20 protein-coding genes are annotated in these 17,000 nt (G+C 41.9%); 5 read left to right on the top strand and 15 right to left on the bottom strand.

Translation table 11 applies throughout. The features are described 5' to 3' along the window. From FLA_RS07980 to FLA_RS07970, 3 genes are all read right to left on the bottom strand, one after another. A complete protein-coding gene (locus tag FLA_RS07980) occupies positions 1-450 on the bottom strand; it encodes a hypothetical protein (protein WP_076381245.1) in 450 nt (149 codons plus the stop codon). Between the two features lie 88 nt (positions 451-538). Further along, positions 539-898, bottom strand: a complete 360-nt coding sequence (locus tag FLA_RS07975) for a hypothetical protein (protein ID WP_076381246.1) — start codon at positions 896-898, stop codon at positions 539-541. Positions 899-982: 84 nt separating this feature from the next. After that, on the bottom strand, positions 983-1,261 hold the full coding sequence (locus FLA_RS07970; protein WP_076381247.1) for a hypothetical protein: 279 nt from the start codon (positions 1,259-1,261) through the stop codon (positions 983-985). A 629-nt stretch (positions 1,262-1,890) separates the two neighbouring features. Between FLA_RS07970 and FLA_RS07965 the strand changes: the two genes are divergently transcribed. The 3 genes from FLA_RS07965 (at position 1,891) to FLA_RS07955 (ending at position 5,627) form a co-directional block, all read left to right on the top strand. Beyond that, positions 1,891-2,394, top strand: a complete 504-nt coding sequence (locus FLA_RS07965; RefSeq protein ID WP_076381248.1) for a helix-turn-helix domain-containing protein — start codon at positions 1,891-1,893, stop codon at positions 2,392-2,394. A 50-nt stretch (positions 2,395-2,444) separates the two neighbouring features. Beyond that, a complete protein-coding gene (locus tag FLA_RS07960; RefSeq protein ID WP_076381249.1) occupies positions 2,445-2,840 on the top strand; it encodes a hypothetical protein in 396 nt (131 codons plus the stop codon). A 396-nt stretch (positions 2,841-3,236) separates the two neighbouring features. Further along, on the top strand, positions 3,237-5,627 hold the full coding sequence (locus FLA_RS07955; RefSeq protein ID WP_076381250.1) for an ABC transporter permease: 2,391 nt from the start codon (positions 3,237-3,239) through the stop codon (positions 5,625-5,627). Between the two features lie 224 nt (positions 5,628-5,851). Here the strand turns inward: FLA_RS07955 and FLA_RS31415 are convergent, their stop codons facing one another. The 12 genes from FLA_RS31415 to FLA_RS07905 all read right to left on the bottom strand — a co-directional run bounded on the left by FLA_RS31415 (position 5,852) and on the right by FLA_RS07905 (position 14,301). Beyond that, positions 5,852-6,016 (bottom strand): hypothetical protein, encoded by a 165-nt coding sequence (locus FLA_RS31415; RefSeq protein WP_159445157.1) that lies wholly within the window; start codon positions 6,014-6,016, stop codon positions 5,852-5,854. A gap of 64 nt (positions 6,017-6,080) precedes the next feature. Then, positions 6,081-6,437, bottom strand: a complete 357-nt coding sequence (locus tag FLA_RS07950; protein ID WP_076381251.1) for a hypothetical protein — start codon at positions 6,435-6,437, stop codon at positions 6,081-6,083. A 383-nt stretch (positions 6,438-6,820) separates the two neighbouring features. Then, a complete protein-coding gene (locus FLA_RS31410; protein WP_159445158.1) occupies positions 6,821-6,964 on the bottom strand; it encodes a hypothetical protein in 144 nt (47 codons plus the stop codon). A gap of 69 nt (positions 6,965-7,033) precedes the next feature. Further along, on the bottom strand, positions 7,034-7,753 hold the full coding sequence (locus FLA_RS07945) for a hypothetical protein (RefSeq protein WP_076381252.1): 720 nt from the start codon (positions 7,751-7,753) through the stop codon (positions 7,034-7,036). Between the two features lie 295 nt (positions 7,754-8,048). Next, positions 8,049-9,749, bottom strand: a complete 1,701-nt coding sequence (locus FLA_RS07940) for an acetylxylan esterase (protein ID WP_076381253.1) — start codon at positions 9,747-9,749, stop codon at positions 8,049-8,051. 285 nt (positions 9,750-10,034) lie between these two features. Continuing rightward, positions 10,035-10,982: an ADP-ribosylglycohydrolase family protein gene (locus FLA_RS07935; RefSeq protein WP_076381254.1), complete on the bottom strand. Its 948-nt coding sequence runs from the start codon at positions 10,980-10,982 to the stop codon at positions 10,035-10,037. Positions 10,983-10,988: 6 nt separating this feature from the next. Then, entirely contained in the window at positions 10,989-11,534 is a 546-nt protein-coding gene (locus tag FLA_RS07930; protein WP_076381255.1) for an NADAR family protein, read from the bottom strand. 1 nt (position 11,535) lies between these two features. Further along, a complete protein-coding gene (locus tag FLA_RS07925; RefSeq protein ID WP_076381256.1) occupies positions 11,536-11,946 on the bottom strand; it encodes an ADP-ribosylation/crystallin J1 in 411 nt (136 codons plus the stop codon). Between the two features lie 17 nt (positions 11,947-11,963). Continuing rightward, the gene (locus FLA_RS07920) at positions 11,964-12,512 is read right to left on the bottom strand and encodes an RNA 2'-phosphotransferase (protein WP_076381257.1); all 549 of its coding nucleotides are present in this window, start codon (positions 12,510-12,512) and stop codon (positions 11,964-11,966) included. A 12-nt stretch (positions 12,513-12,524) separates the two neighbouring features. After that, positions 12,525-13,172 (bottom strand): DUF4291 domain-containing protein, encoded by a 648-nt coding sequence (locus FLA_RS07915; protein WP_076381258.1) that lies wholly within the window; start codon positions 13,170-13,172, stop codon positions 12,525-12,527. Between the two features lie 11 nt (positions 13,173-13,183). Continuing rightward, positions 13,184-13,663, bottom strand: a complete 480-nt coding sequence (locus FLA_RS07910; RefSeq protein WP_076381259.1) for a macro domain-containing protein — start codon at positions 13,661-13,663, stop codon at positions 13,184-13,186. A 197-nt stretch (positions 13,664-13,860) separates the two neighbouring features. After that, complete coding sequence (locus FLA_RS07905; protein ID WP_076381260.1) at positions 13,861-14,301, bottom strand: hypothetical protein; 441 nt, start codon at positions 14,299-14,301, stop codon at positions 13,861-13,863. 315 nt (positions 14,302-14,616) lie between these two features. On the opposite strand from FLA_RS07905, the gene FLA_RS07900 reads away from it, so the two are divergent. Next, the gene (locus FLA_RS07900) at positions 14,617-15,867 is read left to right on the top strand and encodes a DUF2130 domain-containing protein (protein ID WP_076381261.1); all 1,251 of its coding nucleotides are present in this window, start codon (positions 14,617-14,619) and stop codon (positions 15,865-15,867) included. A gap of 12 nt (positions 15,868-15,879) precedes the next feature. After that, on the top strand, positions 15,880-16,974 hold the full coding sequence (locus FLA_RS07895) for a hypothetical protein (protein WP_076381262.1): 1,095 nt from the start codon (positions 15,880-15,882) through the stop codon (positions 16,972-16,974). Positions 16,975-17,000 lie beyond the last annotated feature (26 nt).

The following is a 17,000-nucleotide window of genomic DNA, read 5'->3' as shown; positions in this document are numbered from 1 at the left end:
TCAGGAGAAAATAGAAATTCTATTCTTAATAAGCTCCTCATCCATTACACATTCCAGGGAAACTCCTTTCTGATACCTGTTAAAACCGGCAACCAGCAGTACCCCCTTCTTTAAATAATAACATCTTTCTATACCGGTAAAAACATCATCTTTAAAATCAGGCTCTCCCCATAGCTTTTTTACATGCTCTCGCTTCTCCCCTATAGCAACATCACAATGTATGGCCGCTAATATCTTATTGGCAATTTCAGTAAACAATGCATTGCCCTCCAACTCTTCCATAGAAATAGCACTCAAGCCGTCCTTACCCTTTACGGTAAAAAATATAATGTGATACCCGATCACTTCTGCCACACCTGGAATACCGGCATAGTCAAAGTTGTTTACCTTGCCAACATACCTGGCATCTACAAATTGCTGTAATGTCAAATGCCTATCAACAGCTACCATTGTCCGTTTTATTAAAAGCAGCTCATTATCTCACTGCCTGTTTATAATATCCTAAGGTAGTAATGCAGCATTTTATTACAAAACATATCTATTGCGGTATCAGCATATTATCCGCTATCTTCTCGTGTAACGTAAACGCTGTATCCCACAACAGTTCATGCACCATATCCCCCATCCCCAGCTGCCTTAATTCAACATACAAAGTTTTCCAGATAAAAAGCATATTCTCAAAAGCATTCGGGCAGCTTTTATAATACTGATATAATACGTTCTGCTGCTCACCGGTAAACCCCTCGTTCAGGCTATGCTCCATAGCACGATATTCCTCCAGGTCAATATTCAGCAAATCGGCTATTTCCTGTTCTGTTTTATTACTCCTTGTTCGGCTTAATTGAAACAACAAGCGAATAGGCATACTAGCCAGTTCCATATCCATTACAATACTCATACATGCATATTATAAGGTGATAAAATACCCTGATATAGAAATACCAGGGGCCTTCCATACTCCCCCTGTGTCAGGGGTAACTCTTCAATCTATTATTGGCTCGAAGCACTCACCATCGCCACTTTGCAGGCCATTTCGTATTTTCTCCTGGTCCGCATTATTCCATTGATACAAATGCCTTAGCACCTCCTTCAAATGACAATTGAACGCATAACTGGTACCTGGTTTTAGATCATACTCCCCACCGATTTCCCTCCCAAAAAGACTTTGCGCATATTGGCTTTCCAATATAGCTATCGCATCTTCTTCGGTATATACAGAGCATAGCTGTTCAATTGCTTCAAAAGCATTACGGTATGCCATTCTATTTAAGTTGAAATTGTTGCACAATGCCTTTTGCAAAAGGCCATCAACGCAGACTGTTGTTATGTTCGCTTACTACTTCAGCTTGCAGCAGCTCATCCAACAGCCTGCTACTGCCTGCCTGTGAATGTGAGAAAATACAGGACTTATATAAGATTACACTAGCCAGATAAACACCAGCCATCATCAAAATCATTCATTACTAAATTGACAGGATATGGGAACACAAGAAAGCGTTGTGTTTTCAAACGATACGGCATGCTCAGGCGTTTTTTAGTTTCAAAAAGGTACAACCCGATGCCACAGCCTTATATAAAAAGCAATAGAGCTGGGCACCCACATATTCCGCCTCCAGAGGTCGTGACGAGACCTATCACCTTTCGGTGAGTGAACCGACGAAAGAGTAGTGCCCAACCCTATTGCTACGCAATATACTGATTGGGCGCTTTAAACCTTCCTCGCAGTTCTCAACCGTCACGTTACTAGTGCGAGATTTTTAAAGCGCTTTCCCTGTTAAGGGCGCTAGATTATCATATTTCAGTTCAAATATACCTAATCAGGGCACACTTTGCTCACTTGTGATAGATTTTATTTTTAAAACATAGAGAAACCTTACCGCTAAAAAATTGATGGTAAGTAATGAATACTTAAAGCAGCAACAATTACTATTTGGTAAACGGATAGCAACATTAAGAAAAGAGGCAGGGTTTAAGATTCAATATGTTTTTGGACAAAAGGTCCTGGGAGCGACCAATGTCCCGTCTTTTATTAGTAAAATCGAAAGAGGAGCAAATATCAATTTCCAAACAATTATAAAATTAGCTAATGCATTAGAAATGCCCCTCTTTAACCTATTTGACTACAATGGGACCTCCCCCATTATTATAAATCCAACCTATAATTACGACTTAGAAGAGCGTATGAAAAATGAAGCAGATATACTAGGCCAGAATATTCGTTTGATCAGAAAAGCTCAAAACATGACGCAGCTTGATACTGAGATAGAATCAGGCATATTCAACTCCAACATCAGTAACTATGAATTAGGTAACAGATTTTCAAAATTAGATACTATCACTATTCTTGCATATGGTTTAAAGGTGGAAGCATACGAGCTATTTTCTTTACAATAAAAATCACCCTACAAATAATTAAACATACTCAAATAGATTTTAATAATAGTATGCTTACTGACTCTTTACGCCAAACAGTCGAAGAAATAGACACCATTATCAGAAAAGAACTTTGGTTTGATTTTGAGGTCTGGAGTTATGATAGAAACAAGCTTATAATAGCAGGAGGAAAGGACTTAATGTATAGCCACCAGCTTGAAATAATCTTTGAGAACGTCTTCTATTATAGTGGAGTTTTCGCCGAATGGAAGTCCAACACCCAGCACCCTGCGTTCATTATCCCTTCTAACGAACCAGAGCTAAACCTAAAACATGAGATAATACAAGGCTATCAATTATTTTCATTTGTTACTGAAGACTTTAAAAACAATATTATCATTGCCGCAGAAAGCGTTTCATACAATCTTAAAAACACACTTCATTATCTTATAGAAAATGAGCGTTAGCAGCAATCCTTAGGCAACAAGCCAAATGAATTACAAAAACGCTCACTCAATATCTACACACTAAAAAATTAGCTTAGAAGGGATTTCATTTTTGGCAAATTACTTAGGAAGGGACTTCAACTTAGACAATACCCTTCTAGCCTCTGCTACTTTTTCAGGAAATAAAGATTTCCCTGATAATTTATTTAAGGAAGAATCTATCGTAATAGACAGAATTTGATCGGACAAGATTATTATTGAAGTGAAAAATCATCTTACAACTTACTTTCCTCTGTCTGGCAGAATCGGACACAATCAGTATCGAAACCGCACAATCCAATAGTTTTAATATTATATAATTAATTGATTAGTAGTAATTTAAAATCAGGCATTTATTTGGCAAGGTAAATAATCACCATGCTAAGAAATTATATCACTACTTCCGTCCGGAACCTGTTCCGCAATAAAGCCTACGCTTTTATCAATATCGGCGGTCTCAGCCTGGGGCTTGCCTGCGCAATCCTGATCATTTTGTATGTGAAAGATGAGGTAAGCTATGACCGGTTTCACCGCCAGGCCGGCCAGATTTACCGGGTTGACCGGGAAATTACCAGGGAGAACGGCAACAAGGTTAAAGGAGGATATTCAGGCTATTTACAGGGGCCACGTTTCAAGGCTAGCATATCCGAGATTGCCGCCTTTGTTCGGGTGCAGGAGACACAGGTGGATATTAAGCGCGGATCGAATATCCAAACGCAGAAGGTGAGCAGGGTTGATACGAATTTCTTTTCCGTGTTTAATTTCCCTCTTTTAAGCGGAACCCCTGGCGGGTTAAAAGAGCCTCGTTCGGTAGTGATTACCGAAGACATGGCCAAAGCACAGTTCGGAACCACGGATGCAGTTGGCAAAACAATGCTGCTGAACGTAGATGGATTCGTTCCGTATGTTGTTACGGCGGTGGCTGCCAACTGTCCGCAAAACTCATCAATCAAATTCCAGGTTCTGTTACCGCTTAATATGGCGCCGGAAGAAGAAAATAAAAATGAAAACTGGTTCAGTTTCTTTCTGAATACGTTTGTTGTTCTTTATCCTCATGCGGATGTAAAAGCGGTTGATGCAAAAATGCAGCAGGTTTTTGAAACAGACGCCAGGCAGACCATCATTTCGATAACGCAGAAATATAACCTGAAAAACCTTGGCCTTTCCTATTTTTTACAATCCCTTACCGACATTCACCTGAGTAAAGAGGCTGGCGCCAACGAGGGGCTGTCAGACGGCAGCGAACCCATCTATTCTTATGCGCTGTCCGGCATAGCTTTTTTTATTTTATTAATCGCCTGTATCAACTTCGTGAACTTGACGCTGGCCCGCTCATTAAAACGAGCAAAGGAAATTGGCATCCGGAAAGTGATTGGCGGACAAAGAAATCAATTAGTGCTGCAATTTCTGGGCGAGTCGTTTATGCTATGCCTGGCTTCCTTTGTATTGGCCATTGTTATTGCGCAGGCCTTATTGCCTGTTTTTAACCGTTTATCGAATAAAGCCCTTTCTTTTTCCTATTTACTGGATACAAAACTGTTTTTGGGCTATATCGCCCTTTTCCTGGTCACAGGTTTATTGGCAGGCTTTTACCCGGCCCTGGTTCTCTCGAACTATCAGCCGGTTAAAATACTTTATGGCCGCTTTATGCCGGCTGGTAAGAATTGGCTGCAGAAATCTCTGGTCGTATTTCAGTTTGTGCTGGCCTCTTTTTTCATCGTTGCTACATTTACCCTTTTCTTCCAATTAAACTACCTGTCTTCCCAGCAATTGGGCTATGATGACAGCAACCTGGTGATGGTGAGCAATTTGAATATGAGCACCCGGGAAATAGAATTGTTCGAAAGGGAGTTATTGAAAAATCCGGTTATCCAGGGAGTGGCACCAAAAAATTCGGGCACCTCCGGTACAACGGTTAAGGTTAATGGGGGAACCAAAATTAATATCGCTTACGAAACGGTCAACTCCTCGTATTTGCCTTTATTAAAGATTCCCATTGTAGAGGGCCGCAATTTTTTACCCGACTTCCCGGCAGATTCTTCGCATTCGGTTCTGGTGAACGAGACCTTTGTAAAAGAGGCCGGCTGGAAAACTCCGATTGGCCAGACTATTCATATATACGAACCTGCTGGCGATTTTATCGTGGTTGGTGTTGTTAAGGATCATCACTACAAGGCATTAACAGAAAAAATAGAGCCTCAATTATTTAGAATGAGTTCGGCAGACGGGTTCCTGGGCATGTTTTATATAAAAATAGCGGCTCATGATAACGCAAAAAGCCTGGCCTATATTGAAGCGGCATTCAAAAAGGTTTTTCCCCTGGCACCCTATTCCTATCATTTTAAAGACCAGGTGAATGCGGAAAGTTATGACGCAGAGAAGAAATGGAAGGAAATGCTACAGTTTGGCGCCCTGCTCATTATCTTCATCTCCTGTATTGGTCTGTTCGGTTTGTCGGTGTTGTCTATGGAAAAAAGGGCAAAGGAGATTGGTATCCGCAAAGTATTGGGCGCCTCCGTCCGTGGCGTGGCAACGATTCTCTCCGGAGACTTTTTAAAACTGATTTTCATTGCCCTGCTGATCTCCACACCACTCTCCTGGTTGGCAGCCAACAGATGGCTGGAGAATTATCCATACCGAATTACAATGAGCTGGTGGATGTTTGCGCTAGCAGGCTTCATTGTTCTGTTTATTGCCATGCTCACTGTCAGTTTTCATGCTATCAAAGCGGGCATTGCCAATCCGGTCAGAAGCCTGAGGTCCCAATGAGTTTCGTTTAAGACCAGGATAGTATACTATTGCGCTCCTTTCTGTAAGGTTAAATCTTCCCTTAACGCAATAGTTGTCCGATCAAATAGTGCCTATTACACTTTATGATGGCCTTCAAGCTTCTTTATTAGATTTATTTCCTTTATAAAGTGCCTTTATAGATAAAGATGAAATAAACACAAAAGCCACCTAGTAGGTGGCTAATAATATCTGATAAAATAAAATCATTTAGGAAGTGATTTCATTTTAGACAAAACCCTTTTGGCTTCCGCAATTTTTTCAGGAAATAACGTCTTCCTCAATGACTTATCTAATGCAGGGTCAACTGTTAAATTAATACCCAAAGTTTTCGCATATTCAATCAGTTCTTTCTTACCGGCCTTATTCATAAAAAAGAATTTCACATTTGATACACGAAAGATACTTATCTATAAAACACATCTTCTGTTCATTTTATTCAGAAGGGGTGTAATATTTTAAATACAAAACATACAGTATACTAATTTTACCATCTACATTATTCCCTGAGTGAATACAAATATGAATTCCACTATAAGCAGTACCCTTTTTAGCACATATCAAACTAAAATTTCCACTAGACAATTCAGTTTTTATTACTATGGCAACAAATCCTACAACTGTAGCATTCTCCCCTACAGCTGAAAAAATGGATATCGCAGCCGCTAAAAACCTCTCTATAGTAGTAGCGAAAAAGTTGGCTACTGCCAGCGCAATTCCCTCGATAGTAGCGAAACTTTTAGCAACTGCTTTATTTAAACTGGCTACTATAAAAAAGAGTTTTGCAGGCATAACAGCCCTGCTCTTACTATAAAACTCATCCCTGCAGTAGCAGCATTAAGTTTTACAGCTGCCAATTCCCAACTGGCTTCTATCACTAAACATTTTACAGCTGCAAAACTTACCGCTACAGCAATATGAGGTCAGTAATTGCTGAAAAACTTGTCGCTACAGTTGCCAAACTCTCCGCTACAGCTATAGCATGAAGTTTTGCTGTTGCAAATATTGCCGTTATTTCATGGAAACAATTTCCATAAACCTCAAAAAATCCATTGCCGATTTAGAATCTAACTTTTACAACTATCAGCAATAGCCTTACTATATAAACACAGAAGCCGCCTGAAAACAGGCGGCTTCTGTGTTTAGTATAAGATAAAATTACCTTGGCAGAGGTTTTAACTTAGATAAAATTCTTTTGGCTTCTGCAAGCTTTTAGGGAACAGGGGCTTTCCTGAATATTTATCCAGGGAAGGATCAATTGTCAAATTGATTCCCAGCGTTTTTGCATACTCAATCATCTCTTTATCTTTCTTCTTCATAATTACCAATTTCAATCAATTGTCAATTAAAGATATCCACTCATAAACCAATAAGCCTGTTCATTTTGTTCACAACAAAAAGCTCCCTACCCTAACAATGGCCATCCCTTTATTAACGGCTGGCTTTAGCCCCATTCCTTTTTCACATCCTTCCAGCTTAATGCAAACCAATGCATCTTTATCAAACCCGGGCTGATACTTGAAATGCACCACACCCGCTTCAATAGGCGTTTCGGTTATCAATCTTTTATCAGGCAATGAAATAATATCCGTCCATTCGCTTACACTGGTAGCTGTGTATTGCTCCATATCAGGAAAAACAATAATTACTTGCAACCGAAAGCCGTCTATATAGGGCTGCTTTTTAAAGTTAGGCCATACGCTATAGCGTACTGTTACATGCACCTGATCAGCTTCTCTGTTCAGTTCCACAACAGGCAACATAAAACGTCGCAGAGGATAATCGGGATGAATTTCAAAGCCGGTAAGTGAAGTAAGGTTTATACTACCTTGAGAAGACAATTGTTTTTTAAACAGGGAAACCAGTTTTTGCCAGAGAGGGCCACCGGCAAAGTCGATACGATAGGGCGCAAGCACATCAAAAATCATCTTCGCAGGCTTATTACCAGCCGCCAGCGTCTCGCCGCTGGCCTTCATAGCATCGTTAAGCAAAGCAGGCTTAAAAGTGCCCCTTTTACTGCGAACATGCGGATCATAGGCTTTGCTTTCTACAAAAGTTACGTCTCCAAGGTTGCCTTTGAATTTAAGCAGGGTATTATTTTTTGCCATCTGCTAAAATGTTTATCTTTATAGTGTACGATTTTACTCTGTAAAAGATACGCCTTCTACGGCAGATTTCCTGCTTTTCCCCATCAATTTCACATCATTTTTATAGCGAGATTATAGCGGCCTTACAGCGTGCTTTTAGCGACCTTATAGCGATACGTGTATAGGCATCCACCGTAGTTCAGCTATGCTAAAGGCATACAATAAGCTATATACAGCCTAGGAGAATAGACTGTAAAGCACAGGCAAGCTTGCTAAATAAGTTAACAAACCATAGCTGCTAAACAAAACCGATGAATTAATAGTGTAACTCCCGTTTTAAAAATTGCATCATATCCGCATAAGGCGAAGATTCCCCCAAATGCCCGTCAGCTGGGTACACTCTGTATTTTTTGGGAGTTTTAATGGCATTATAGGCCGCAAACCCGACTCTTGAAGGGCAATCGTCATCAAACAGTCCGGTGGCGTAAAAAGCCTTGCAAGTGATGCGGGAAGCCATTAGCCGGGTATCTACCAGGTCTTGTATGTCCATAGCCTCATCAAAAGAGATGGGGTTGTTGTAATATTTCAGGTAGCTGCTCCACTCATCCACACACAGCTTTCTCACTTTTACCAGGTCTCTGATGCTGCACGGGAACGGATCAAAATAAGCACAGGCCTTTACCTTCTCCTGCATTAAACCGGCAGTAGCCAAAGTAAGGCCACCGCCCTGGCTGCTCCCTAGCACACCTATGCGTTTAGCATCTACCTCCGGCCGGCTGCGTAAAAATTCAATAGCCCTGATACAGTCCATATAAATAGCGCGGTAAGCCAGTTGCTTTTCGTTGTGCAGGTTCCAACCCCATACACCCGGTATATCAAAGCCGGGATTGAAAACATCAGCGCTAATGCCATGCCCTCTTACGCAAAGCGCCAGTTCAGCCACATTCTCTTTGCTTTTTACAAATGATTCCAGTTTATTAAAGCCATAGCCATAACCCGGCAAATGCAATAATGCCGCATACTTTTGTTTAGTGCGCGGCACAAAATAATACCCACGTATAGTGATGCTATCCAGTGAAGTAAATTCGATAATATAAGCATTGCGTTTACCCTTACTAAGGCTGTCGCACTTTTTAACACGAAAATCAGGCTTTACACCAGACAGCTCCTGCATGGTTTCTTTCCAATAAGCAGTAAACTTGCCCGGCTCCTGTGTGTTGCCCTTAATCTTTTCAGGATCTAAAGCAAACCATTTTACATCGCCGGTAAAACCCTTCCCTTTCTGCACTACCACACACTCATAAAACCCAGGCTCTGTAATCACATGGCTTACATATAACGACAACTCCTGTTTGTTATCAGTAACCGCTACATTGGTATGATACAAAGTATCGTGCAAATCGTTTACAATAAACACCTCTGCATCCGAACCTTTAGCACCTATACTAGCAATATTAATAAAAGGAGCATCTTTATGAAACACAAAAGCCCCACCCGAAAAGGATAAGGACACTTTTTCTTTATCATTACCAGCCCGTACAGGTGTTAATGAACACAAGCTGTTGGTTTTACCACCCGTATAAGAAAACTCATCTGCAACAATAGAAATACGGTTCCAGCTTCCCGGTAGCAGTAGTTGTTTATCTAATGTAAAATGTCTTACCTCATCCCGTTTTGTCCAAAACTGGTTGGCAATATCGCCACCAATAAAAGAGCCGTTTACATACAAGCCTTTTACATGACAAGGCAGGCGCAGGTTCAATGCCAATGCAGTGTCGGCATAGGAAGCAGGCATATAAAAATCTGCCGCTAAACGGCAGGTGCCTGTGCGATAGAAGTAGCCCTGGCGTTCCCACGACAGCATCAGGTTTACCTTACCGGCATCTTTAAGTTTATCGGAATCTACAGAATGAACAATGGTATCAGAAGTACTGATCTGCCAAACAAGTGGCAGCAAATTCTGGCTCAAAGAAGCCTGACAGGTAAAAAACAGTCCGGCAGCTAATAGGTATTTCATTAGAGTTATGGGGTTTAGTTTGGTTTAGTGCGCCTTCTACTTTCAAAAACCATTCCCTTTTAAAGGAATGGTTGTTTATCAGTAGGTATAAGGTTTCTAAAACATTAACTGTCAAATAAATAAAATAACAACATTTATTCATTTGCTTTTTAGGTAGCAACGGCCATTAAACGAGAGCGCAAATTAAATACCTATTTTCATTAACAGTGTAACCTAACCAATCAACTCTTTGTAATACCTCAAAACAAGATAATGTAGTAGCACAACTACAACAGATAGTAACTATCAGACTTGCGTACTACAAATATTTTGCAGCCTGTCTGCCAGCTGCAAAACCTCTTCTTTCCTCGCCAGCACTGCAATCCAGCGTTCGGGAATGCTTTCCCATCCATACAACAAGCCAGCCAATCCCCCTAGAATAGCCCCTACAGTGTCCGTGTCGTCTCCCAGATTCACTGCTTTTAATACAGCGTCTTTGTAGTTATTGGTGTTAAACAAACACCACAAAGCCGCCTGTAAGGTTTTCACCACATATCCCGAAGCACTGATATCTTTTTCAGGCCACCCGATACAAAGCCAGTAACTATTCAACCACTGCATTTCGTGCGGATTACCAATATTTGACGCAACCACAAACTCCATCACCTCTTCTCTCACAGCCAGTAAAGCAGCACTTTTATTCATCCCTTGCATGAGTTGACGGGCAAACTCTATATACACAAAACAAGCCAGCACAGACCGTATGTGCGCATGCGTAAGTGACGATACCTGTTGCACACAGGCAAATCGCTCCGCCATTGGTTTGTCTTTTACATATAACAACAAGGGCAATATCCGCATCAAAGAGCCATTGCCATTGCTGCCTTCATCTATACCACCTGCCAATAAAGGATCGCCGCCTTTACCCAGCATAGTAATAGCTTCGGCAGTAGCTATACCTATATCAAACACAAATCCGTGCGGCGTCCAGTAAGCATACTCCTTCCAGTTTACAAAACGGTTAGCCAGCTCCTGTAAATCATATCCATTACAAAGCATTTCCGCCAGACAAAAAGTAAGAGAACTATCGTCAGACCAAGTACCTGCAGGCTGGTTATGCGTACCGTAACCACGCATATCTGTAACCGGGCTTCTGGCTATTACATTGCGCGACAGAAATTCTACCGGCACACCCAAAGCATCGCCGGTAGCAACTCCCAATAATATATCCCTGCCCCAACTCCTTGTTGTCATAACTATCTATTTTAACCTGTCCCTAACCTCCATTAATGCATATCCTAACAGGTTTTCTCCTTTCCAGGTATAAGGGTTTTCAATGCCTTCTTTACCCGCAGCCAAACCAATGCCCCATATCTTGTCCATCGGGCTGGCTTCTACTAATATCCTATCCTCTGTATTCAATAAAAACGTTTTCAACGCCGGATGTTGCGAATACTTATACATATTACCTGCTACTACAATACCAAACTTCTCTTCATTCCAGGTAACCGGGTTAAAATCCCGCACCATCCGGCCTACTTTCTTTGCCTGGTGCGGTGTGGCAGCCTGTATAGCCTTTTCACGCATTTCTGTATCGCCAAACACTCTTGCCTTTTCAGCCATCATCCAATGTTCAGCCGTTTTATAAGTAACGCCCTCTACTTCAAACGGCGCATTCCACCACTGGCTAAAACAACTTTTAGTAACGCTGCCATCTTTAGAAGGCGCATGCCCCCAAAAGAATAAATACTTCAATGCTTCTTCCTTATTATATTTCTCTTTCAACCAATCATTACCGTATTTCATACTATCTGAATTTTAAGAGTGTAGGGGTTAATAATTCACTATCCGGCATTATAAACTTCTCTCCCAAAAACACTTTTACTACTTCTATCTTTCCTACAATATGTTCATTAAACAAAGTCAGTTCCTCAGCAGGCACCCATAATTCGTTATGTATGCTGCCGCCTACTTCCTGTACTACATATGTATTATAATGTGATTCACTTAAAGCAAACTGTGTAACTATGCCACAATAGCCCGAAAACTCATCCAGTGTGTTCCACTCGCAAGCTATCTGTTCAGCATAGGGCTGGTTTAATACAGGATAAAAAATAGGCTGCCAGCTTAACCTTGGCGGAAAACATGTAGAGTCTGACTCAAGAATTAATTCATATTCCCTAATACCTACAGGCCTGTATAATTGTACCGTTTTCATTACCAAAAAATTAAATACTATACACCATGTTGAATATACTTTGCAGGCACATGATCGGTTAGCCATACCCCATTATCTGAAAGGCAAAATGTAAACCCATCTTTGTGCATATGCCCGCTTCTTACTACCAGCACAACAGGCACTCCCCGCCTGCCACCTACTTTAATAGCCGTTTCTTTGTCTTTGCTTAAATGCACGTGCTGGCGTTGCATTTTCAGCAGTCCTTGTTGCTGAATAGCCGGAACAAATGCCCCTACAGTTCCATGATATAAATATTCCGGGGGCTCGCTGGCTGCAAGGTTTAATTCTACCTCAATAGAATGCCCCTGACTAGCCCTTATATGCGTGCCACTCTCATTATATGCAAACCTTTTTTTATCATTCAAAGCCACTATTTCATCCAGCTCTTCCCTGCTTAAACTACGGCCTTCTGATTGGCATTTAGCAATCAACTCCTGCACATCAGCCCACCCATTACTATCCAACTCCAACCCGATTATTTCAGGTCTGTGTCTTAAAACCAGGCTTAGAAATTTGCTGCTGGCTTTTACATTCTTCTCGTTCATAAAAAATCCTTTTTACACTGCGCCCACTATCCCAATACGTTTACACAACTCCTGGTTTTGTATTTCAAAAACCTGCTCTACCGGCACTTGTAGCATATCCAGCCGGCGGTTGTTTACATATTGTTTCTGGGCTTTTACAAAATCTGTAATGTCTTCAATTTTTGAAACCATCTCTTTACCAAATGATTCCAGTATATCCCCTTTTAGTCCTAATTGAATAGCACGCCTGTTCAACTTTTGCCCGTAGGGGTCATGATCAGGGTCCCATTGTAATCGCACCTCTTTTGTGGCTAACGCCTGCTTCCACGCTTCATGGCTTTCATACCGGCCATTGCCAAAGGTGGAAAACACTGCCTGCTCTAAAATTAGTTCCAGGTGCTTCTTACTTAACCATAAAGCCAGCACCCTTTCCTGGTTTTCTTTTTCGGCCCATCCGCAACGGTACATCATCCACAAAAAATTAGGTTTAATCCACGACATCCTGTTATAACTAAAACTATTCCCTCCTAATTGTTGATGCGCTACCGCATAGTTGGCAATACTGGAATTATACGCCTGGTACACCACAATATTTTCCCCTTCCTGGTATCCTATCACCTGCTGGCCACTATCTGGCCATCTTTCTTTAGCTGTTACGTACAGCTCTGTATTCAATTTCATCTTCCTTCATTCTAACATTCATAATCATACACCGTAACAGGTACAGTCTTATTACAGATACCTGATTCAATCAACGGCTCTATTTTATCCCATGTGCCACCAGCCAACCCGCACCCGATTCTTGGCATGTGTACTGATGCATTTATTTCCACAGCAAATGCACCCACCTGCTCAAGTCCTGTTGCAATAGCATTATAACGAATAGGTGGCATCCCCTCTTCATCTTTATAAATGCTATGCTGGCCTATAACATTGGCTATCCATATATCCGCTTCCACCTGCACAAATTGCACGGCCCCCAACTCATAACCGTTGCCGCTTTTATACCAGGCTTTAAATTCTTTTTCAGGAGATTTCCACTTTTTAGAAATGGCTAAAACAAACCCTTTACCCCATCTACCCATATCATTGCAGATATGCACTATCAGTTTGTTTCCATCAGCTACTGGCGCAGTAGCATCACCTTTTACGTATAAAATGTTCTTCTCCATAGGTTCTTTATGTTACAGCAGTTACAAAGTTTGCGTTAATCTGACACAAAGAAAATACTTTTTTCATTACCCGGCTAATTTTTATAAAAATTTACCTGCATACGTATCATGTAAACGCAAAAAAGCCGGACATATACACGCCCGGCTCATGTGCATTATACCTGTACAGTATAAAGCAATACTTTACTATAAGTACACTACTTTTTCATGGTCTCTTTCTTAAAAAAAGTAACCTCTCTCCCTGATGAAGATACGCGCAGTATTGTTTTTTCAACACCATCCAGCAGGGCAACATAAAAGCATACGCCTTCTTCCTGGCTTTCCATTTCAATAATTTCCACGGTAGTATGTGTAGGATACTTTGCTTTAATAGTAGCCTGACCACGCATAGGTAAACTATTAAAATCAATATGCTTGCTCACGGCCACCTGTTCCCCCTCTGCATCGTAAAAAGCCTGCATATGATGGGCTTCATAGTCAAAGCTTACACTCACCAATTCACCCACTGTTTTAAAATGCACATGGGTAGCGCCCGGATAAGCAATTTTAAATATAGCTTCTACTTTGGCATTTCCGGCAGCAAAAGCAGTGGCAGTAACTACCATAAGCAACAAGGTGGCGATGAGTAACTTTTTCATAACTGTTATTTTATAATTGGTTTTGTTTTGCGTTTACAGGTTATATATGCCTAAAGCAATGCCAAATAAAAAAGGCCTGCTAAGTCATTGGTATTCATGAAACGTACCAGCAAACAAAAAGTTACACTGTTCGCAAACGAACATTTTTTGTGCGTTTTTGACGCATTGTCAGGCTGTTACTAACAATAAAGGCCTTCCTACGCCAGAATATAACAGCCACACCGTGCGATTTTTAAACAGCGGGCAAAGTCTTCGCGCTAATTTGCGATGTTTGCGTACTATTATATAAATCAGGCATTATTTTAAAATAGCGATATGGCATATGTGGTAACCTGCCCCAGCTGTGGCAATAGCTTTGATCCGGGAGAATCTATCAAAGACCAGGTGCAAAAAGACCTGCGTTTGAAGATGGTAGACTGGCAGAAGATGAAAGACGACGAGTTCAGGAAAAAGGAGATTGATTTTCAAAAAACCTTGCAACAGCAGCAGGAAGAGTCCGGCAAGCTATTGCAGGCCGAGAAAACGAAGCTGCAACAGGAACTACAGGAAAGCATTCGCAAAAGCATGGCTGCCGATTACGAGAATCAGCTGAAAATGCTGCAGCAGAATGCACAGGAAAATGCCGAAAAACTCAAAGAAGCCCGTACGAAAGAGCTGGAGTTTTTACAAAAAGAGCAGGAACTGAAAAACCGCGAAGCCGAGCTGGAAATTCAATTACAAAAACGGATGCTGGAAGAAAGAACCAGCCTTACCGAACAAATACGCAAGGAAGAAACCGAACGCGGCGCCCTCAAAGAAACAGAACTGCAACTGCGTATGCGTGAACTGGAAAAGCAACTGGAAGACCAGAAAAAGCTGGCCGAAGAAATGAAGCGCAAAGCCGAGCAAGGCAGCATGCAGCTGCAAGGCGAGGTGCAGGAACTAATGCTGGAAGAAATTTTAAAAGCAACTTTCCCCTTCGATGAAGTAAAAGAAGTGGGCAAAGGGGTTCGCGGTGCCGACTGTATACAAATGGTACGCAACCAGTTTGGGCAGGAAGCCGGTAAAATCATTTATGAAAGCAAACGCACCAAAGACTTTGCCGCAGACTGGATTGAAAAGCTGAAAGCCGATATGCGCAGCCTGGGGGCTGATGTAGCCGTTATTGTTACACAGGCCCTGCCTAAAGATATGGACCGCTTTGGCGAAAAAGACGGCGTATATATATGCACCTTTGCCGAAGCCAAAAGCATGGCCCTGGTATTGCGCAATGCTATATTAAAAATAGCCGACGCCCGCAAAAGCCAGGAAAACAAAGGCGACAAAATGGTGTTGTTATATGATTACCTTACCGGTAACGAGTTCAGCGAACAATGGAAAGCCATTCGCGAAGGTTTTATGAGCATGCGCCTGAGCATTCAGCGCGAAAGGGATGCTATGGAGAAATTATGGAAGGCCCGCGAAAAGCAACTGGAAAAAGTGATGCTGAACGCAGCCCATATCCGCGGCTCAATAGAAGGTATTGCCGGTACCGACGCCGTAAACCTGAACCTGCTGGATGATAATGATACCGCTTTGTTAGATTAAACCACTGCCGCCATGATTGAAATAACCCAGGATGAAATAGAAAACCTGCGCCCCAGCCGCAAGAAGCCTTTCTTTCCGTTAAACGACAGACTAAGGCAGTACCTGGTAAAACATGGCCGCGAAGGCAAGCTACCTGCCAGCTATAAAGATCTGTTCCGGTTCACCTATAGTATTCCGTTGAAAGACAGATCGGGCAAAGACACGCTTTGGGAAACCGTAAGCTACGACGGCCACGAATGGAACTACCTGCGCGAAAGCCTGGTAAAGCTATACGCCATTCTTAAAACGGAAGGCGACCTTAGCTTCGTAAACCACCTGGATGTTGCCCGTATTGACTTTTGTTCATTTGGCAACAGTCAGCCTTTTCGCATACGCATTGTAAACAAGTTCAACGATAACTACGATCACTACTACATAAAACCTGCAGATGCCAGCCGTGTATATGGCCTGGAACTGGAACACCTGCTATCACCAGACCGCATCACCTACCTTACCCATCACGATACCCTGGTAGAAGAGCACATTGCCGGCATTCCCGGCGATATCTTTTTACAGCAACACCTGTTAAGCCCCGACTTCAATCCTATTCGTCTGGCCAAAGAGTTTGTGAAGTTTAATGAAAGATGTTTTGTACGTCTGCTGGGCGATATGCGTTCGTATAACTTCATTGTAAACATCACGCCCGATATTGAAGACATTCAATACCGCATACGCGCCATCGATTTCGATCAGCAAAGCTATGAAGGCCGCAAGAATCTATATCTTCCCCAGTTCTTTAAAGAGAACTATTCTTTTGTTCAACTGGCCCAGCATTTCCTCGACAAAGAATCCATAGCACAATACCAAACCGAAGAACGCACCATGATGGCTTTTCGCCTGGTATCTTCCCGCTATCGCGTAAAAGAGCTGCTGGACATCATGCACGACGACACCATTTCCAAACCCGAAAAAATAAAACAACTCAGCGAAGAACTCTCTGCTCACTTTAATCAACCCGCCTACCTCCGCAGCAACACTATGGGTCAAATGGTAAAAACCCACCTCAAACAAACCCTCCGCAAAAGCCTGTTGTTGATTCCTAAAACCAAAAGCCGGTTTGCTGATTAAGGGTCAGGTGCTCTGAACAAAATGAA

The sequence above is a fragment of the Filimonas lacunae genome (assembly GCF_002355595.1).
GTDB lineage: Bacteria > Bacteroidota > Bacteroidia > Chitinophagales > Chitinophagaceae > Filimonas > Filimonas lacunae.
Note: the sequence above shows the minus strand (reverse complement) of the source record. Positions and strands in the feature narration are given on the sequence as shown.